At 48.2% G+C, this 19,790-nt stretch carries 12 protein-coding genes, 1 tRNA gene and 1 pseudogene; 1 reads left to right on the plus strand and 13 read right to left on the minus strand.

Going from position 1 to position 19,790, the window contains the following annotated elements; genetic code table 11:
• Nucleotides 1-13: 13 nt before the first annotated feature.
• The 12 genes from HXT56_RS04745 to HXT56_RS04800 form a co-directional block, all read right to left on the minus strand.
• Nucleotides 14-1,048, minus strand: coding sequence for a class C sortase (locus HXT56_RS04745; RefSeq protein WP_421777898.1), 1,035 nt, complete (start codon nt 1,046-1,048; stop codon nt 14-16).
• A gap of 872 nt (nt 1,049-1,920) precedes the next feature.
• Nucleotides 1,921-3,777 (minus strand): SpaH/EbpB family LPXTG-anchored major pilin, encoded by a 1,857-nt coding sequence (locus HXT56_RS04750; protein WP_421777899.1) that lies wholly within the window; start codon nt 3,775-3,777, stop codon nt 1,921-1,923.
• A gap of 242 nt (nt 3,778-4,019) precedes the next feature.
• Nucleotides 4,020-6,743 (minus strand): hypothetical protein, encoded by a 2,724-nt coding sequence (locus tag HXT56_RS04755; RefSeq protein WP_421777900.1) that lies wholly within the window; start codon nt 6,741-6,743, stop codon nt 4,020-4,022.
• A gap of 343 nt (nt 6,744-7,086) precedes the next feature.
• Nucleotides 7,087-8,043: a transcription termination/antitermination protein NusG gene (nusG, locus tag HXT56_RS04760; RefSeq protein WP_421777901.1), complete on the minus strand. Its 957-nt coding sequence runs from the start codon at nt 8,041-8,043 to the stop codon at nt 7,087-7,089.
• A gap of 26 nt (nt 8,044-8,069) precedes the next feature.
• Entirely contained in the window at nt 8,070-8,297 is a 228-nt protein-coding gene (secE, locus tag HXT56_RS04765) for a preprotein translocase subunit SecE (protein ID WP_116712416.1), read from the minus strand.
• A 35-nt stretch (nt 8,298-8,332) separates the two neighbouring features.
• Nucleotides 8,333-8,408: transfer RNA gene (locus HXT56_RS04770), tRNA-Trp, on the minus strand.
• A gap of 186 nt (nt 8,409-8,594) precedes the next feature.
• Entirely contained in the window at nt 8,595-9,833 is a 1,239-nt protein-coding gene (locus tag HXT56_RS04775) for a pyridoxal phosphate-dependent aminotransferase (protein ID WP_421777902.1), read from the minus strand.
• Between the two features lie 684 nt (nt 9,834-10,517).
• Nucleotides 10,518-11,663, minus strand: coding sequence for a glutamate 5-kinase (proB, locus tag HXT56_RS04780; protein ID WP_421777903.1), 1,146 nt, complete (start codon nt 11,661-11,663; stop codon nt 10,518-10,520).
• Between the two features lie 193 nt (nt 11,664-11,856).
• Entirely contained in the window at nt 11,857-13,527 is a 1,671-nt protein-coding gene (gene obgE / locus HXT56_RS04785; protein ID WP_250310151.1) for a GTPase ObgE, read from the minus strand.
• A 174-nt stretch (nt 13,528-13,701) separates the two neighbouring features.
• Nucleotides 13,702-13,953 carry a 50S ribosomal protein L27 gene (gene rpmA / locus HXT56_RS04790; protein WP_004106248.1) on the minus strand — a complete coding sequence of 84 codons (252 nt, stop codon included), beginning with the start codon at nt 13,951-13,953 and terminating at the stop codon, nt 13,702-13,704.
• A 33-nt stretch (nt 13,954-13,986) separates the two neighbouring features.
• Nucleotides 13,987-14,295 carry a 50S ribosomal protein L21 gene (rplU, locus tag HXT56_RS04795; RefSeq protein ID WP_004129104.1) on the minus strand — a complete coding sequence of 103 codons (309 nt, stop codon included), beginning with the start codon at nt 14,293-14,295 and terminating at the stop codon, nt 13,987-13,989.
• Between the two features lie 174 nt (nt 14,296-14,469).
• Nucleotides 14,470-17,976 carry an Rne/Rng family ribonuclease gene (locus tag HXT56_RS04800; RefSeq protein WP_421777904.1) on the minus strand — a complete coding sequence of 1,169 codons (3,507 nt, stop codon included), beginning with the start codon at nt 17,974-17,976 and terminating at the stop codon, nt 14,470-14,472.
• 425 nt (nt 17,977-18,401) lie between these two features.
• Here HXT56_RS04800 and HXT56_RS04805 point away from each other — a divergent pair, with 425 nt between their 5' ends.
• Nucleotides 18,402-19,343, plus strand: a complete 942-nt coding sequence (locus HXT56_RS04805) for an AEC family transporter (RefSeq protein WP_421777905.1) — start codon at nt 18,402-18,404, stop codon at nt 19,341-19,343.
• A 10-nt stretch (nt 19,344-19,353) separates the two neighbouring features.
• Here the strand turns inward: HXT56_RS04805 and HXT56_RS04810 are convergent.
• Nucleotides 19,354-19,653 (minus strand): annotated as a pseudogene (locus HXT56_RS04810) (KilA-N domain-containing protein); the annotation flags it as partial.
• Nucleotides 19,654-19,790: the final 137 nt, after the last annotated feature.

Raw genomic sequence — 19,790 nt, forward strand, 5'->3', positions numbered from 1 at the left:
TAAGTAGGGAATTCTAAGCGCCCACATGTTTAGCGTGGGCAAGCGCGGCCTCGCGGCGACGGCGCCGTTCAAGCGCGGCCAAAATCATCGTGGCAAGAATCACCGCGCATCCAATAAGCGCAAGCACGAACATCGTCATCCAAAGCGGCCACTGCAACTTATCCCCCGGCGCCGAAACCGGATCCGGCAGCACACGATAGCCCGTCACAAGCAGCCTCTGCGTATTCACACCATACGGCGTACACGTAAGCAGCGTCGCCAAATCGCGCCCCTTCTCGCGTTGAAGCATGCTAATATCATTAGGCTCCACAACATTAATACGAAACACTCTATAACGTAAGGTTTCGCCTTGTATATCAAAATAGAAGTAGTCGCCTTTTTTAAGATAAATTAAGTCGTCGAACATTGTAGCGTGCGGCAAACCCGTATGCGCTGTCACCACCGAGTGACGAGTTTTGCCACCCACCGGCAAATCCGTGCCATACAAGTGTCCTGCACCCTGTGCTAAAACCTCCGGCGAACTACCATGGTAAATCGGCAACTTAACGCCAATCTTCGGGATTTTCACGATACCCATTATTCCCATTGGCTCATCGAGCACGCTCTCATACTTCTTGTATTCGGGAGTATTTTTATAATCATCACTACCGTTATACGGGTCTGCGGTAAAAATCGCGCTGCGCTGCGCATTATATTCGCGAGCTTTTTCAAGGTTCACTATTCGCGCGTCTTTCGGCAACTTCTTGCTCATACGATCGTATGCTGAGGAAATCTCCTTCGACAAATTATTATTCCACAATGTTGACGCGACCGGGTACGTGAAGCACAATATTGCGGCAAGCGCGAGGGCAATTGGCTCGATAGTGCGGCGAAGCTTAGACTTGGGTTTTTTCGTTGGTTTTGCTTTGGTTTGGGTTGCGGTTGATTCGGTTGCCGAGTCTTCAGTTGATTCGGTTGATTCAGTTGATTCGGTTGATTCGGTTGCGGGTTTTGCTTTGGGCTGGTTGAAGAAAGCATATACTTTTGTAACAGCTTCGTTTAATTTCATGCTTCCTCCATGTGGGATAATTAGGCTTAGATTGCTTTAGGTGCGTGGTTTTAGTTTATTTTTTCTTTAGACAGACTTGCGTATCGTCTATGAGTTTTGTAACTGATTTAGTTTTTCGGTTTTTTACGAGGCTGGAAAATTTGTGTTTGCGCACGTCCCGTCCTTCGTCGCTCTGGTTGTTAAAGGTTTTTATGTCTGCTTCGTTCTTTATGTAATGTTGCTTCCTCAGTCCTCTTTTAGTGCTGAACACAATTTTTCCAGCCTCTCAACACACTAAACACAACACAAAACTCATAGACTCGTGCAGAAAGTTGCGAAAGTGCGTGGTTTACTAAGTGCAACTAAAGTCGCGCAATTAAGCTGCGGGTGGGTGCGTAGGTTGAGGTTTTTGGTGTAGTGTGTGCAGCAGCATGAATGCTAGTGTTCACTAGGCAATAAATACTCAACGTCAGCAGAGCACTGATGCTAGTGTTCACTAGGCAATAATACTCAACGTCTGCGGAGCGCGACTGCAAAGCTACTGGAACATTTGCCGGAGTTTTACCTCCGGAGTTTGTTGCTGTTTTGGTGGTTTTTTGGAACATTTGCCGGAGTTCTACCTCGTGTTTGCGCGACGACCTGCCGAAGCGCTCAAAGCGTAGCGCGCGATTATTCCTTTACGTGGCTGTAAAGTTTTAATCGCTTTTCCACAAGATACCGATATTTCCTATACACGCACGTAAAGTTTTTGTCGGTTTTTGGTGAGATTCCGTTATTTCCTTTACACGGTTGTAAAGAAACTGTCATAAGAGCAAGTGAGTCTAGGATTTAGTTCAGTAAACCCTAGACTCACACTTTGCTATTAGACTACAAGACCAGCTTCAGAAAGCGAATCAAGCGTTCTGCTGTTCTTCTTCCTTACGATTGCGCACATACATAATCACGCTAGCCGCAATAAGAGCCATGCCCACGACAGCGAAAATCAGTATTCCGTAAGCACCAGTCTTTGGAAGGAAGAACCATGGAGTGTTAATTCCCGAATCCTTAATCTTAGTGTTAGGGAAATCAACAGTTGTAGTCTCGCCTTCTTTAAGGCTTACAGCCACAGCACCAGGATGGCGCATGTAACCCTCTGGAGCTTTCATCTCAACAAGGTAGATTGTTTGACCAGCAAGAGCCTTAAAAGCACTTTGGAACTTACCGCCGTCAATAGTTTTACCATCGAAATTCGCGGATGCACCATCCGTGCAAGGATCAGCAGCAGGAGTACTTGCAGGTTGTGCAGTTGCAGGTGTTTGCTCTGTTGCTTTCTTCAACAAAGACGCGTTGCAAGCATCTGCCTTATCTTTAGAGTTAAACAACTTAAACTCAGCATCCTTAAGCCCAGTCTTAGCATCATCCTTATCATGCTTATGAACCTGAAGGTAACCAAACGTGTTAGTACTAGTACCCTTATCCTTATCACCAGAAATGATAGGATTTGGATCCGGATTAGTGTTGGAAGGATGAGCCTTGAAGAAACCAGACTTATTCACAATCTTGTTATGACCGTTAGCTTCTTGCGTTCCTTCAGTAGTTGGAGCAGTACCACCTTTATAGGGATCGCTTAGCTGGAACTTGAACTTAACATGAACCTGAGGCTCACTTCCACTTTTAGCCTTGTTCAATGCATCAGCAATCTTACCTAAACCAGTAGGAGTAAACTTAACCAAAATACGAGTATGCTTGGCCGCAAGCCCCTTGGTATCACCGTCTGTTGTAACAGCTTCTGTACCAGAATTCGCATTAACTTCAACGGTATAATCATCCGTCTTTGTAAGAGCATCATTAACTCCATCAACAGTCACAGACTCGATAACAGTATCCTTGGAAATCGTTGCAAACGCGTCTGTTGGAGCGTCATCGAACACTGCAAAATCCTTAATGCTATTTGCAGTCAAATGACCAGAAGGATGATTCACACCAGCGCTAATCTCGTAAACAATGTCGTCCTTAACGGCAACAAAGTTATCACCCTTATCAGTACTTAAAACCTTCTTAAGAGTGCTCGTAAGATTCTTGTTCTTTGGCGCAACAGCAGGACTGTAATCATACGCAGTCTTATACGTTTTGCCAGACTGATCAGTGCCATCTTTCACCTGATAAATCAAAGGCAAAGTAATATAGAACACGCTCATATCACTTGCGCCGTAGCCGGCTGGAGCCTGAGTTTCTTCAACCTTGTACAAGCCAAGCGAAAGATTCTTAAACTCTGTTTTACCATCAGTTGAACTAGTGGTTCCAGTTTTCACATCAGTCGTTTCATTGCTAAGAGTGATGTTGGTCTCATCATTGTGGTTTAAATCATTAACAACATCAGCTAACTTAGCCCAATCAGTATCAGACTTGTAATCAAGAGTCTCATTGTTAACTTTCGCAACTTTTGTTACCTTAAATGTTGCTTCAAGCGGACTGTGGCCAGCAGGGCAAGAAGTAGGCTTATCATACCCATTATTAGCAGACTGAGCATTGCCGGCAGCAGGCTGAGAAGCAGTAGTAGTACTTTTAGCATCGCACTTGAAAATAGTAATAGTACCAGTTGTAGGAGCACCAGTCTCCCACGGAGCCTTAGGATCCGTCTTAGGGTTTTGCCTAACCGGCGGAACACCCCACGCAACTCCAGACACAGTTACAGCGCCGGCGACGCACAGCGTGCCAGCCATCGCAAGCGACGCAACCGCCGCCACGAATTTATTAGTGAACTTTTTCATGTTCACTCCTTTCATTGCTTTTTACAGCAAGTAGAAAATTGATTTGCATTTATCATGCTCATACGAGTAAAGTGTTAAAATTTTTGGCATTTACCTTGTGTTATCACGCTCCCGAATCCCGAAAGACTGCGCGATAAAACAATGCGCAATAAAACAATGCGCGAAACAGGAAGGCTTTATGCGCAAATGCGTACGTAGTCGCCTTATGCGAAGCACGGCGAGTAAATGCATATACAACTGCTTTATACGTGATTGCATAAGACTCGCCACCTTCCCAAAATTAATTTGCGACCGCGCTCACTTTGACTTACCACAAAGCCAGCAGCCAACAGATTCACCAGTAGAGCGGCAAGAATACCGAGCTGCAAATTCCAACTCTGACCGCCCGTTTGCGGCAAAGTAAAATTACTCACCGAATGAAGATTGAGCGTAAAAGTAGCAAAATCCTTGTTTTCTTTAAACGCCGTAGGAGAAGCCTTAGTTAGCGCAGATTTTATTGAATCAGGAGTTAAGCTGTCAGATTTAGTATTTTTTATTGCATCATCAAACGTTTTAAGTGCATCAGGCTTTAGCGCAAACACAACGCACTGGTAATTGCCAACCTCAGTCGGCTTTATGCTCACTTCCTTATCAGTTCGCGCAGCCACTTTTTTACTTGGATCAACCGACGCACAAGTCTGCTTGCCTTCTTCAGAGTTACACGTATTTTGCTTCGTATCCTCAGGCACACTCAACACAAGCCCATCAGGTTTACTACTCCAAGTAGCTTCCGCAGATTGCGATGGTTCAGAAGGCTTATTAGTTTGCGAACCAGTGCCAGCATTAGCGCTATTCGAGTCAGTACCGCTAGTATCGCCACTTGATCCACTTACAGCAGAACCACTTTCAGTCGAGCCAGCACCTCCGGTAGAAGTACCACTACCACTACCACTACCAGCAGCATTATTCTTCTTCTCGCCTTTGCACAGCACGCGCAACGTAATCTTATTCTTGCTATCCGCCGCAGAAGTAGCATCAACAAACGGCTTAAGCTCCATACCGAGCATCGCAGAAATATCGTTATTGCTGCTAGACAACGCCGTCGGCAACGAACCATCGCTGTTTTTAAACGGATACACGTTCAGCGTAAGATCATTTTCACCAATTTTTGGCGGCTCCGGCTTATCTCCAAACTGGATTGTTATAGTCTTATAAGCCCAGTCAAAGCCTTGCTTAATATCACCAGTTTGCCACTTAGTACTATCAACAATGTTTCCCTCAAACAGAGACTTCTTACCTGCATAATCTTTGACTTTTTTATTAAACTCGTCTGATACTGTAGACTCTTCGAAATCTTTACCTACACCGATACTTGATAACTTAGTATCCTTAATAGCAAACACTTTGCAAGTATATTTACCTTCACTGCCAACATTTGGAGTTCCAGTAATCCAGCTTTGGGAACGCTCGCCAATGCTGTCACTGTCGCTTTCGTACAGCTCACCGCTAGAATCGTTAAGCGGATTCTTATTAGTGTCGCGCGTTCCTAAAACATGCTTCCACTGCTTTTGCGTGGACGACTTAGCTGAACCAGACACATCAGCACTATCGCTAAGAGTTAAGCCATTAATTGAATTAAGATAGTAATCACTATCACTGTCTTTATGGCAAATCATGCGATGGTAAATACGGTTAAACTTTCCAGGAGACTGGCTGTCAATAAAAATCGGAGTAATCGGGTTAAATTTTCCATCTTTATTCAAAGTAAATTTAACACCGTTCGTTTCATCAACTTCGGTACGACCATCAGATTCTTGGTGATTGTAAACCTTTAACGATAAAGCATTATTTTTATTATTTTTAGGATCATTGTATCTAATCTTGACACGAAATTGTGAGTATTCCTCATAACCTTTAGCTTTAACTTTACATTTACTCTGCTCAGTGCAGGATTCCAGATGAGTTAAGGCAGAGTTGTCCTTATAGTCTACTTTTACATATACATCATAGTAACCCTTCTTCAACCAATTATTAGGACGTATTGTAACCGCGCCAGAAGTAGAATTTACTTCAACAAACTTTTTAGTTTCCTCTTTTTTCAAATCAAGTAACTTTTCATCAAATACAATGCCCTCTAAAGAGAAACTTTTTACAAAGCCTTTAACTTCATCGTACGAAACATCTGTTAATTTTGACGGATCACCATTATTACTAAGTTTAGTAACACGATAAAACTTTGGTTCTCCAGTATAAGACTCACCTGGTTTGGTTATATTGACATACGATACATATTTTTTCTTATATTTAAACTCATACTTTGCTACATAGCATTTTGCGAGTTTATCTATGCCAGCTTTTACGCACTCTTCCGGAAGCTGAGGCTCTTTCTTCGTACTTCTGTCAGTACCGTTAGCATTAGCTTTCGCAGAATTAACATCTTTCTTTTGGACATCTTTAGCGTTTTTCTTTACATCAGAATCAGTCGACTTAGCCTTATCAACACCATTGTTACCAGCATTCGGCTGCTTTTCAACAGGCTTCGATTCCTTATTATCTTTATTTAAATTACTAGAAGAGCCAGTATCACCCTTATTAAGTTCAGCACTATTCGATTCACTTTGATTAGGCTGCTTCTTCTCATCATCAGTCTTAGCAGAACCAGCCTTCGCACCAACAGTCTCCTCAGTGCTAACTTTCTCACCAGTATTCTCACCAGCGCTCAACGCATAAGCAGGAGCAATCACAAAAGTAGCAAGCAACGTTGCAGATGCTACAAATAACGAAAGTAACGCTCGACTCGTGCACGAACCGCACGCTTTTCGAGACGCGTTTTTAGATGATTTTACGAACGCGTTTTTGGATGCGTTTGAGCGCAAAGCGGCGCAAGAAGCCTTTTTAGACTCTCTTGCAACGCTAGAGTTAATGTGACGAGCAACAAAATCTCGAATTGCCCGCCAAACTTTTAATAAAACATTTTGAATATTCATAAATATTCCTTAATGTTCCTTTAACCGCCCTATATACGCTCCCTGACCTTGCACAATAAATAAAGGCGAAAGGCAATTGTCTTTACTGCAAGCACAGCTATGAAAACTGTTAAACAGTACGATCAAAAACCTCCATGTAATGTACAGCTGAGAGTGTACCCCCCCCCCATGGTTAAATTCAAGTAAAACTACTTACTTTGGAAATATTTATTACTTATGTTGATAAAAGCACTGCTGCTACAAGAAAATTTCGGATTATTTCCCATTTTACGGCGTGTCGCAGTAAATAAACAAAACCGGAGCACGAATAACGCACCCCGGTTTATAAAAGTTTTATAAAAGCTCACACAATCGGCTCAACTTGGTTAAACCCAAGCTCCACAGGAGTTTCGCGGCCAAAGATGGAAACCAACACCGTAAGCTTCTGAGTTGTAGGCTCCACGTCCGAAACCACGGCAGCCATCGTTGCGAATGGTCCATCCGTAACCGTCACCTGATCGCCCACCTTGTAAGCAACTTCAACCTTGCGCTTACGTGCTGCAGCAGGCTTGTCACCAGCATTGCGCAAAGCTTCGGAAGCAATCATCGGCGCCATCATGGCCACAACTTCCTTACGAGTTAACGGCGCAGGATCCTTAGAAGGACCAACGAAGCCAGTCACACCCTCAGTTTCGCGCACAATGCGACGAGCGTTCTCATCAGGCCACATACGAATCAACACGTAACCAGGCACGCGCACGCGGGTAATAACCTTCTTACCCTTTTCCGTATGCTTCTCAACCTCTTCCATAGGAACTTCAATCTGGAAAATCTTATCTTCCAAACCAAAGCTTTGCACACGAGACTCAACGTTCGTTTTCACACGCTTTTCGTAGCCGGAATACGTGTGAAGCACGTACCATTTGCCTTCCAAAGTGCGGAGTTTCTTAGAAAATTCGGTTACGGCGATTGCGCCAGCGTCTGTTGGATCGGAGGTATCATCAGCAGAAGCGTCGGCTGCGGAATCAGCGTCAGCGTCGTCAGCGTCGGCAGCGTCGGCAGCGGCATCGTCGGAAGAATCGTCAGAATCATCGGCATAGTCTGCATAGTCGTATGCGTAGTCCGCAGCAGTGACAGCATTCACGGCATCAGCATCGCTAGCAGCGTCGGCATCGTCGACAGCAGAAGCCGCACCTTCAACACCAGACTCGGAATCAAGAGCTGCAACAGCCGCATTCGCAGCCTCCGTCGCTTCAGCGGTATCAAACGCCTCAGCAGTCTCAGCAGCATCTGCCTCTCCGAGATTGAACTCATCAGTCATATTGTATACACCTTCAAAATCTCAAATCAGCCGAACAACCACATCACGAACTTACCCAAACCGAAGTCCATGCAGCTGACGAAAACCATCAAGAACGCAACAAAAATAAAAACGGCAGCGGACCAAGCAAACAATTCCTTACCGTGAGGCGCAATCACCTTACGCGTTTCATCAATAGTCTGCTTGACGAACATGCCAATACGCATGAACAAATTTGGCTTTACTGCTTTCCTAGTGCTGCTTGCCTGTGCCATGCTGATTCCTTCGTGTAAAAATTTGAACTAAAAACTGGCAGGGACGGCGGGACTCGAACCCACAACCTACGGTTTTGGAGACCGTTGCGCTACCAATTGCGCCACATCCCTAAGGTGAACTCGCCTATCATACCCCAAAAGGGGCGACATAGCAAACCGCCAAATAGTTATGCTAGCTCAAGCCCACGATTTCGCCATATTCGCACCAAGGCGAGTGTCGCGAAATAGCAATATTACGCTTCTACTACGCAGGCCCACGCTTCTATTACGCCTCAACCCACGTCTGTTACGCTTCTACTACGCCTCAACCCACTGCTTCATGCGACGCATGCCCTCAGCAAGCTGATCGTCCGCGAGCGCGCAGGAGAATCGCAGATAACCAGGAGCGCCAAAAGCCTCGCCAGGAACGGCAGCAACATGCGCTTCATCGAGTAGCATTTCAGCAAATCGCGCAGAAGTGTGCGGCACCTCGCTATGCTCGCCAAGCGGACGCTCAAGCAACGCCTCAACGTTAGCAAACGCGTAAAAAGCGCCGTGAGGAAGCGGGCAAGTAACGCCGTCAATATTGTTAAGCGCTTCCATAATCGCTTTTCGGCGAGCGTCAAAAGCCTCACGCATGGTGGCAACCACGTCCAAAGACCCGCCAACCGCAGCAATTGCCGCACGCTGCGAAATATTGGAAACGTTTGAAGTCATGTGGCTTTGCAGCTTCACTGCGGCTTTCGCAACGTCCTCAGGCGCAACCATCCAGCCAACTCGCCAACCTGGCATGGCGTAAGTTTTCGCAACGCCGTTCAAAATCAGCAGCTGATCTCGAACTTCCGGCACCTCAACGCCAACGTAAGAAGTCGAAATTCCGTCGTAATGCAAGTGCTCGTAAATTTCGTCAGAAAGCACCCAAATATGGTGTTTTACAGCCCACTCGCCGATTGCGCGAATAGTTTGCGCACTCCAAATAGCTCCAGTAGGATTCGACGGCGAATTGACAATAATTGCGCGCGTGCGCGAAGTGCGTGCGGCTTCAATTGCCTCAATATCCGGCTCAAAACCGCGGTCTGCACCTGCTAAAACCGGCACAGGCACGCCGCCGGCAAGCTTCACAGCCTCCGGATAGCTCGTCCAATAAGGCGCCGGAATAATTACTTCGTCGCCATCATTCAGGAGGATTTGGCAGGCTTCGTACACAGCTTGCTTTCCGCCGTTTGTTACTACTACTTGATTTGGGGAGACTTCGTAACCGGAATCGCGCTTTACTTTGTGGGCGATCGCCTCGCGCAACTCAGGCAAGCCGGAAGTGGCGGTATAACGGTAGTTGCGTGGGTCTTTGCAAGCGGCTGCGGCGGCATCAACAATGTAAGAAGGAGTAGGGAAATCAGGCTCCCCCGCGCCAAAACTTACTACGTCAATGCCGGAAGCTTTCATAGCTTTTGCTTTGCCGTCCACTGCCAACGTTGCGCTTGGGGCAACTCGATTAATACGCTCGCTTAATACGCGCCAATTTTCTTGCGCGGAAGTTTCTGCAATATTCTCTGCCATGATTTCCAGTGTAACCTTAAGCCGCGAAACGATCCTCGCGCCACACACATATTAAGTAAACGATGAGTCTTGTTGATCAAAGAACACTATAATCAAAGCTGCCGCACACACCACACCAAACAAAACCACTACCAAACAAAACAACGGAGGTGATATAGCTATTTTAGTGAGGGAGATTAATGAGGTAGAGATTTGAGATTTTTCACACTGAGAAAATATTAAAACAGGTAGTTGCACCCATCCGCAGCCTAGTTACGTTACTTTAGTTGCACTTAGCAAACCACACACTTTCGCAACTTTTTGCACTAGTCTATGAGTTTTGTGTTAAAGATTATTAACTCAGAGTCTAAAGAAATTTCGGGCAGAGTGCTAAAAGAGGACTGAGGAAGCAACATTACATAAAGAACGAAGCAGACATAAAAACCTTTAACAACCAGAGCGACGAAGGACGGGACGCACGATGCTGAAATTTCTTTAGACTCATCAAAGCAACAACCTAAAACATCAGTCAAAACTCATAGACGATACTAAAGAATAACGTAAACAAAATCGCGAGGAGAGAAATCTCCCAATCCTCGCGCCACTCAAAGCAAAATACCGCCGCGCATAACACAGACTGCGTTTCAGTCTCAAGTCGCCCTTTTAGAAACACAAACGCAGAAACAAGAGACCAAAACGCATAAATCACACGAGAACTAGATTATCGCGATGAACCACCGGATGCGCATACTGCCGGCCAAGCGACTCCTCAAGTTCGTCAGTCGTGCGCCCCATAATCTCCGGGATTTCCTCAGCATCAAAAGCCACAAGACCCCTCGCTAAGTGGTTTCCCTGCTCGTCGTCAATCCACACCGGGTCCGTCGCCGAAAACTCGCCGCGCACGCCCACAACGCCAGCCGCGAGAAGACTCGCGCGCCCGCCTCTAACAGCCTCCGCAGCTCCCGCATCCACCACCAAAGTGCCACGAGGGTGCGAAGCAAACCCAATCCAAAGCCTGCGCGAAGAATCACGCGTATTCACTGGTGCAAACAGCGTACCAACCGCGTCGCCCGCGAGCGCAGGGCCGGCATTACCCGCGCAAGTAAGCACGGTCGGTATGCCAGAAACCGCGGCAACATGCGCCGCTTCAAGCTTCGTCACCATACCTCCGGTACCTACGCCCGAAACGCTCGCCCCCACTTTCACTTCCTCCAGCGCGCGCGTCACATCCGGCACAAAACTTATACGCTTTGCGCCCGGTTCGCTCGGCGGCGCAGTGTAAAGCGAATCCACGTCCGTAAGCAGCACAAGTGCTTCCGCGCGCACAACATTCGCCACCAGCGCGGCGAGACGATCGTTGTCGCCGAATCGAATTTCGTTGCTAGAAAGCGCGTCGTTTTCGTTCACGATTGGAATTACGCCAAGCTCCAGCAGTCGCGACATAGTGCGCTGAGCGTTGCGGTAGCGCGACGGCGAAATAGTAACGTCCGCCGTGAGCAGCATTTGCCCAACTCTAAAGCCAAATTGCGCGAAAGCAGCCTCGTATTGCGCCATAAGCAAGCCCTGACCAACCGAAGCCGTGGCCTGCTGAGTTGGCACGTCTTTCGGACGCTCGCCAAAGCCAAGCAACCCAAAGCCTGCCGCAATAGCGCCGGACGATACCAACACAACGTGAGCGCCCATCATCTGCACGTGACTAATTGCGGACACGAGAGCGCGCAATTTTTGCACGTCCAAATGCCCAGATGCGTCGGTAAGCGAGCTTGAGCCGACTTTCACCACGATTGTGCGCGCTTCACGAATTGAACGCCGAACCCCATCTTCGGTAGGCTCAATTTCCGGATTGCCCATACGTTATTTCCCCTTGATTTTGCTTAGTTTTGAGTAACTTTGCTTAATTTTGCTTAGTTTTGCGTAGTTTTGCTTAGTTTTCGTAACTTTTCGTAACTTTGCTCAGTTCCGTTTAGTTTTACGTGACTTTGCGTAATTTAGTTTGAGCTAGCTAAATCTCGCTTAATTCCGCACAATTTAGCTAGTTTTCCTACTATTCTCCGCGTCCAAACAAACTGTTTTCGTCGTGACGGTCGTCATCCACGGAAGGATCCGCCCAGTGGCCGGACTTTCGCTCAGCCATCATCGCTTCTCGAACCGCGCTCTTGGCATCCATCATGCTGTGATAGTCGCGGCGACGCTCGGCATTCGTGCGACGCGCACCACGAGGATCATTCGCCTCAAGACGCAAATCCTTGCCACGCGCACCCAAGTTAGCGCCGTCCAATCCTTCCGCACCCGCAGCAATACTCGGATCCCAGTCGAAGCAAACCATATGATTTCCGCTACCAATGCGAATCTCGTCTCCCGGACGCGCGCCCTTCTTACGCAACTCGTCCTCGACGCCAAGCTTCGCCAAACGATCCGCCAAATATCCCACGGCTTCGTCGTTGTCAAAATTCGTTTGCACAACCCAACGCTCCGGCTTCGTACCGGTAACCGTGAACCAAAAGTCGCCGTTCCTATCCTCTTCGCGCTCAATCGTAAAGTCTGCTCCACTTCCACGACCGTCGTCACGACGCCTACGCAAAGCCGACGAAGCCTGCTCAAGCGGCTGAATAACCACGCGTTCCTCCTCGCGCGCCGCTTCCTCAGCAGCGAGCTTCTCGCGCATCTTTTCAACCAATCGTCCAAGCGCAAATCCAAGCTCTTTCAAGCCTTCGTGAGAAGCGGTAGAAATCTCAAATACTTCCAGCCCCATCGCCTCAAATTCGCCGCGCACAAAATCAGCCAATTCCTTAGCTTCCGGCACGTCAACTTTGTTCAGCACAATAATTCGCGGACGCTCTGGAATTGGAATCGCACCCAACGGAAGCTCAAGTTTATCGGCGTACTGCGCAAGCTCGTGTTCAAGCGCATGATAGTCGCTAATTGGGTCGCGATTTGGTTCCAAAGTAGCGCAATCGATTACGTGCGCAATAATTTCCGTACGCTCAATATGACGCAAAAACTCAAGTCCCAAGCCCTTGCCTTCGGAAGCTCCTGGAATTAATCCCGGTACGTCCGCAATTGTGTAGCGATAATTTCCGAAGCTCACCACGCCGAGATTTGGCACCAAAGTAGTAAACGGATAGTCCGCAATTTTTGGCTTGGCTGCACTAATTGAGGCGACTAGGCTTGATTTTCCTGCAGATGGGAAGCCGACTAAAGCTACGTCCGCAATAGATTTGAGTTCCAAAATTACGTCGCGTTCTTCGCCTGGCTCGCCTAAAAGCGCGAATCCCGGAGCGCGACGAGTTTTGTTGGCAAGGGCCGCGTTGCCAAGACCGCCAGCACCGCCTTGAGCTACAACGAATTGGTCGCCAACATGCTGCAAATCCGCCAAAACTTCGCCCGGACGCTTCGTAGCTCCCGCAGCACCTCGCGCTGTAAAAATAACCGTTCCAACCGGCACAGGAAGCACTAAATCGGCACCTTTTGAACCGTCTTTAGTGTCACCTAAGCCCATCGTACCGTTTTCTGCAGTGCGGTGAGGCATAAAACGATAGTCGAGTAAGCTGTTTGCGTTGCGGTCGGCTACAAAAATAACAGAACCGCCGTCGCCACCGTTGCCACCGTTTGGACCTGCCAGCGGCTTGTACTTTTCGCGACGCACGCCTGCGGAACCATTGCCGCCGTCGCCGCCTTTCACGTGCACTGTTACGCGGTCTACAAAATCACTCATACTGCTACCTTACTCGATACCTTACTCGAAGCTAAACACCTAATATCGAAGCTAAACACTTAAATTCGCGGAAACAAATCAAGCACAAAAAAGCCGCACCGATTGGGTGCGGCTTAAACGTTTTTCGCCGGCTTTTTCACCGACTTATTGTTGAAGCGCTTAGGCTACTATGACTCAGGCAGTCACCACGTCAACAACCTTGCGGTCGCGACGAATGCCGAACTTCACATTGCCGTCCACCAAAGCGTACAGCGTGTGATCCTTGCCCAAAGCCACGTTCTGGCCGGCGTGGAACTTAGTGCCGCGCTGACGAACGATAATGTTGCCAGCCACTACAGCTTCACCGCCGAACTTCTTCACACCAAGATATTGCGCTTGCGAGTCGCGACCGTTGCGCGAGCTAGACGCACCCTTCTTATGTGCCATCTCACTGTCCTTTCAGGTTTATAACACCGTCAATCAGGCGATGGCCGTGATCTTGACGAGAGTCAACTTCTGGCGATGACCCTTGCGACGAGCCACACCAGTCTTGTTCTTAAACTTCATAATGCTAATCTTTGGACCCTTGGCTTCGTCGTTCAAGACTTCTGCCTTCACCGTGATCTTAGCAAGATCCTTGGCGCTTAAGGTCACCTTAGCACCGTCAACAACGAGCGCGACCGGGAATTCCACGGTATCGCCCTTCTTTGCATCGAGACGGTTTACGAGAATGGCGTCGCCAACCTCGACCTTCTCTTGATGGCCACCGGCCTTCACAATCGCGTACATAATTCGTTCCTTAGCTCAATTGAAAGCTTACTTTTGCCTCGCGCGCGGCGTATGGAGCGCGGCAAGACACCGACTATCAAAAATACACCGACCCCTGTACTAACGTCAAGTCAGTACAGTTACGAAGCCTTGTAGGCAATAGTCAATATTGTACTCAAGCCATATACTTCACGTTTATTCGGTATATTCGAAAGTATTTTCGTCAGTATTTTCGAAATTACTTTCGTTGGTATTTTCAAAATTACTTTCGTCAGTATTTTCGGAAGATTCGTCGGTATTTTCGTAAGCGTTTTCCGCAACGTTTTCCGTAGCGTTTACCGAAATATTTTCGGTAACTTCCGCAACTTCCGCAACGGCTTCCGTATTTTCCGCAACTTCGGTAGCCTCGTCCAACGTAGCCTCGTCCAACTTGGCTTCGCCAAACTTAGCTCCGTCATTCACCACCGAAGCCGCAGCAATACGCGCCAACTTAGCGCGCACATCCGCACTCGACCCCTGCTGTTTCACCGGAGCAGCAGGCTGTTCCGTCGCGCTTCCGTGACCGTATTTATTCGTTTTAACAAACGGATCGCCACCCTTCAACGCGTAAGGATCGGCATATTCCGAAGAAACAGTCGGCTCATCGTGCAGAATAAATCCGCGGCCCTTACACATCGGGCACTCCTCAGAGAAGGCCTCAACCAGGCCCTGCCCAACGCGCTTACGCGTCATTTGCACAAGGCCAAGCGACGTCACCTCCGCAACCTGATGCTTAGTCCTATCTCGCGCCAAGCACTCAAGCAACCTGCGCAACACCAAATCGCGGTTCGCCGGCATCACCATATCAACATAATCAATCATGACCATGCCGCCAATATCGCGCAAACGAAGCTGACGCGCAATCTCCTCAGAAGCCTCCAAATTGCAACGCGTCACCGTTTCTTCCAACGACTTACCGCGGCCAATAAATCGGCCAGTATTCACATCGATTGTGGTCATTGCTTCCGTGCGATCAATCACAATCGACCCGCCCGCAGGCAAATAAACCTGACGCTCCATGCCCTTACGCAGCTGACTATCAATCTGCCACTTGTCGAATACGTCCTTACCTTCATGCTCGGCAGGATCCCAATACTCAACTTTACTGCGCAAATCCGGCGCCATCATCTCGAGATACTCGTCGATACGCTGGTACACACCTGCACCTTCAACAATAAGCTTCTGGAAGTCGTCGTTGAAAATATCTCGTACCACACGAATAGCCACGTCCGGCTCGCCTTGGAGCAGCTTAGGTCGCTTACCGTGCAGGTATTCCTGGCGCTTCGATTCAATGCGTTCCCACTGCTTCACCAGCGACTCAAGATCCTTAGATATCGCGTCCTCACTCGCGCCTTCAGCTGCAGTACGAATAATAATACCCATGTCTTTTGGCGCAATTTTCGACACAATACCGCGCAAACGCGAGCGCTCGCGATCTGAAAGCTTGCGGCTCACGCCAGTCATTCCGCCGGAAGGAACCAACACGAGGAAGCGTCCGGCAAGCGTCACTTGCGAAGTTAAGCGAGCGCCTTTGTGACCAATAGGATCTTTCGTAACCTGCACGAGTACCGGGTCGCCTGACTTGAAAGCAAGCTCGATTCGACGAGGTTGGCCTTCGAGTCGCGTCATATCCCAGTTCACTTCGCCCGCATACAGCACGCCGTTTCGCGCCTGACCAATATCTACGAAGGCGGCTTCCATGCTTGGGAGCACGTTTTGGATGCGGCCGAGATAAATATTGCCGACGGTTGCAACTTCTTGAATATCGGAAACGTAATGTTCTACGAGAATATTGTCTTCGATAACGGAAATTTGCGTGTGCTTGTCGCGTTCTCGCACCACCATTAGGCGTTCAACGTTTTCGCGACGGGCCAAGAAATCTTGTTCTATGAGTAGGTTTTGGCGGCTGCGTTCGCGACGGTTGTCGCGGCGGCGTTGGCGCTTTGCTTCAAGCCTTGTGGAGCCTTCAATATCCGTAATTTCGTCGATATATTGTTGCTTGCGCGAGCGTCGGGAGGTGTCGTCGTCGGAACTTAAGCGCGAGGCCGTTGACGAGGCCGTTGACGATGTTAACGAAGTAGCGTCATCCGAGGTCTTAGTGCGGCGGCGGCGACGGCGACGCGTGTATAGCGTTTCTTCTTCGTCCTGCGCGCGGAACTCGTCTGGATCAGGGATTAAGTCGCGGTCTTCTTGAGAAACTGCATCAAGGTTTTCGTCGACAACGCGCGAGTTGAAGTCGTCGTAGTCTTCGTTGCTACTGTCCCGTCGACTGTCGTTGCGGTCATTGCGGTCGTTGCGGTCGTTGCGGTCGTCACTTCCGGTGCGAGATGCGCGGTGACGACGGCGACGGCGCGTCATCATGCCGCTTTCTTCATCGTCCTCAACGAATGAAGTATTGCGAGATTGACTTTGTGCAGTATCGTCCAAATCGTCGGCAGTGTCGTTATCGTAATCGTCGCGCATATCGAGTTTTTGGCGGCGGCGACGCAAGTTGCGTTCGTTACGGTCGTTACGTTCGTTGCGTTCGTTGCGAGATTCGCGATTATCGAGACCTTCATCATCCTCAACATCGTTGCGATTGCTGCGGTTGCGACGCCTGTTCGACACAATATCGCTTACATCGAGCGTTTCGTCGATACGCGTATCAATAGGTGCGTACACAATATCGTCGTAGGCAAGATCTTCCTCAATTTGCTCAACTTCGGCGGCGGCGCGACGCTCGACCGCATTGAGGCGGCGCGAACGACGCGAACGCTGACTTTTTCGAGGAATATCATCAACGCTGCGGTAGAAGTCGATATCATCATCAAAAATTCCCGCATTGTTAACGTTTGTATTGTTAACGTTTGCACTGTTTTCATTGTCGTCAGATTGACGATTTGATATCTCGCCTTCAGTTGTTTTTGTAGTTGCGGATTGGGCAGATTGACGAGAACGGTTGGCAGACGAGTCGTTGTCAAGAAGGCGTCCGCGTCGACGGCGACGGCCGTCACGGGAATCTCGAGTATCATCGCGAGTGTCGCGACTGTCGCGTGAGTCTTCACGACTATTATGCGAATCGCGCATATTGCTTTCATCGCGCTCATCCGTGGCATTTCGACCTGATTGTCGACTCAATGAACGGCCTGTTTCGCGCGATGTTTCACGCGATGTTTCACGGCTGTCGCTACGACCGCCGCGGCCACTGCGAGCGTCGCCTCGCGAATTACGTTCCCCACGTTCCCCACGTTCCCCACGCTCGTCACGCTCACCAAACTCACCACGACAACCATCATCCCCACGATCACCGCTATCGTCACGATTGTTAGCGTGCGTTGGAAGTACTGGCTCCTGGAACAGCAGCGAAGTAATTGACCTCACCGGAAAATGTGACTGACCACTCTGAGAATTTGGATCTTCAACCTTCAATTCCATCGCCTCACCTGCGGCACCGGTGCCACGCGTCACTCGACGGCCGCGGCGGCGACGCATAACTCCAACAGTCTCCTGAGCGTCTGCGTTTGCATTATTCGATTTATTGGCTTCACCTTTAACAGCACCATTAGCAGCACCTTTGGCTTCATCTTTGGCGGCACCTTTAACGGCATCAGCGTTTGATTCAGGCACAGTTATATTATTTGCAGCTTCCGATTCGTTGAAGCTTTCTCCTATTATTCTGGGCACTATGCTCCTCACGAGACGCTGCATCGCCTCGCAGTTCTTGGCTTTAAGATGGGCACGCGTATGCGAACCACCCAAAGGCCCTCAACAAAGTCTCGTTGCGTAAAACGGCGGACGCCAGCCTCGCTTAAACCCCGCGAGGGGATCGACGCCATCAATCGCTTGGCGGCTTGCAGTGCCGCCGCTCTCTAGTATGCCATACCACCGAGTCAAATATTGAGATTTGAACGTTACTTCCCATCGCACTTCCGTTATTTCCTTCACACTCACGTAAAGTTTTTGTCGCCTTTCAGCGAGATTCCGACATTTCCTATACACGACTGTAAAGTTTTAATCACCTCTACTTAAAAAAGTTGCGTAGCACTCCTATAGTTACACAAGAGGTTCGCACGTAGCGTTGCGTACCACTAACTTTTAGGAGGCGAGACATGGGCTTAATCAGCGCTATGCAAGGTTTTTGCGTAATCGGCATCGTGATTCTTGCCGGCTACATTACTGCGCGCCTGCGAATTGGCGGTTCCCAAGCGCAGATGGTCTTAAATCGCGTGAGTTTCTTCGTTTCCAGTCCTTGCTTAATGTTCGCGATTCTTTCTAAAGAGCCTATTTTTGAGATTTTTCATTCCTCAATTTTTGTTGCGTTCTTTTCTGCGATGATTGTTGGAGTTGCGTTCGTATTACTGAACCGCCTGTATTTTCGCCTTCCTGCAGCCGACTGCACGATTGGCGCGCTTAATTCGTTATATTTAAACTCAAATAATATTGGTTTGCCAGTTGCCACTTATATTTTAGGAAATCCTGCGCTTGTGGCACCAATTTTGGTTATGCAACAGGCTGTGTTTACGCCGGTTGGTTTGACGGTTCTCGACATTACAACTACCGGCAAATTCTCGCTCAAGCGTATTGCGCAGCAGCCTTTGAAGCAGCCGCTTTTAATTGGTTCTCTCGGCGGCATTATTATTTCCGCAATTTCAGCTAAAGTTGGCTATTTTCCCGTTCCGAATTTTTTGTACGATCCTATTAAAATGATTGGCGATTCCGCAGTTCCTATGATTTTGATGGCTTTTGGCATGTCGCTTTACGGAAGTAAGCCGCTGCAGAAGAATTCAAACCGTGCGGCGATTGCGACGGTTGCGGTGCTGAAAAATTTGATTATGCCGATTGTTGCGTTTTTGCTAGCTTACTTTGTGATGGGTTTTCGCGGGGCGACTTTGTACGCTTGCGTTGTGCTTGCGGCACTTCCGACGGGTCAGAACGTGTACAATTATGCAGCTCGATACAACGTGGGCTTAAGTTTTGCGCGCGACGGCATACTATTTTCTACCGTAACCAGCCCAATCTGTATAGCAGTAATCGCCGCAATCTTGGGCTAATTTCCTACGCGCTTTCTGACCATCTTTGAGGAGATAAAGTAAAAGCATTAGAACCAGCCTCGTTCTTAAAGGAGTCGAATTCGACCCCTTTAAAATTTGGATTGTTAATACTCTCCCACAATCCCAAGAACTCAATAGTATTCTTCACTCTCAGCCAGTTTTTAACAACATCTTTAGGCTCTTCTTTATTTTTATATCTCGCAATATCGGTTAAACTAACGTAATCATTCCTAAAATCTTCCGTATAAACCTGAATTGTAAGGCCTTTTGCTTCAATAGTTTCTTTTTTAATTTTCGACATATTAGACATAATATTCCCCTAATTTTTGCGCAAGTTTTTTACGTAATTATTTTATTTACTTGCTTAGTTTGCTTTATTTTTATGCGCTTAACACAACCCCATAAATCACAAGCACACTACAAAATCAATCACAAGCCACAAAACTT

The sequence above is a fragment of the Gardnerella nova genome (assembly GCF_049244055.1).
GTDB lineage: Bacteria > Actinomycetota > Actinomycetes > Actinomycetales > Bifidobacteriaceae > Bifidobacterium > Bifidobacterium vaginale_H.

What these genes read in the sequence shown, in the direction of transcription:
- HXT56_RS04745 (WP_421777898.1), bottom strand. Translation starts at nt 1,048, where the DNA reads ATGAAATTAAACGAAGCTGTTACAAAAGTATATGCTTTCTTCAACCAG.
- HXT56_RS04750 (WP_421777899.1), bottom strand. Translation starts at nt 3,777, where the DNA reads ATGAAAAAGTTCACTAATAAATTCGTGGCGGCGGTTGCGTCGCTTGCG.
- HXT56_RS04755 (WP_421777900.1), bottom strand. Translation starts at nt 6,743, where the DNA reads ATGAATATTCAAAATGTTTTATTAAAAGTTTGGCGGGCAATTCGAGAT.
- nusG (WP_421777901.1), bottom strand. Translation starts at nt 8,043, where the DNA reads ATGACTGATGAGTTCAATCTCGGAGAGGCAGATGCTGCTGAGACTGCT.
- secE (WP_116712416.1), bottom strand. Translation starts at nt 8,297, where the DNA reads ATGGCACAGGCAAGCAGCACTAGGAAAGCAGTAAAGCCAAATTTGTTC.
- HXT56_RS04775 (WP_421777902.1), bottom strand. Translation starts at nt 9,833, where the DNA reads ATGGCAGAGAATATTGCAGAAACTTCCGCGCAAGAAAATTGGCGCGTA.
- proB (WP_421777903.1), bottom strand. Translation starts at nt 11,663, where the DNA reads ATGGGCAATCCGGAAATTGAGCCTACCGAAGATGGGGTTCGGCGTTCA.
- obgE (WP_250310151.1), bottom strand. Translation starts at nt 13,527, where the DNA reads ATGAGTGATTTTGTAGACCGCGTAACAGTGCACGTGAAAGGCGGCGAC.
- rpmA (WP_004106248.1), bottom strand. Translation starts at nt 13,953, where the DNA reads ATGGCACATAAGAAGGGTGCGTCTAGCTCGCGCAACGGTCGCGACTCG.
- rplU (WP_004129104.1), bottom strand. Translation starts at nt 14,295, where the DNA reads ATGTACGCGATTGTGAAGGCCGGTGGCCATCAAGAGAAGGTCGAGGTT.
- HXT56_RS04805 (WP_421777905.1), top strand. Translation starts at nt 18,402, where the DNA reads ATGGGCTTAATCAGCGCTATGCAAGGTTTTTGCGTAATCGGCATCGTG.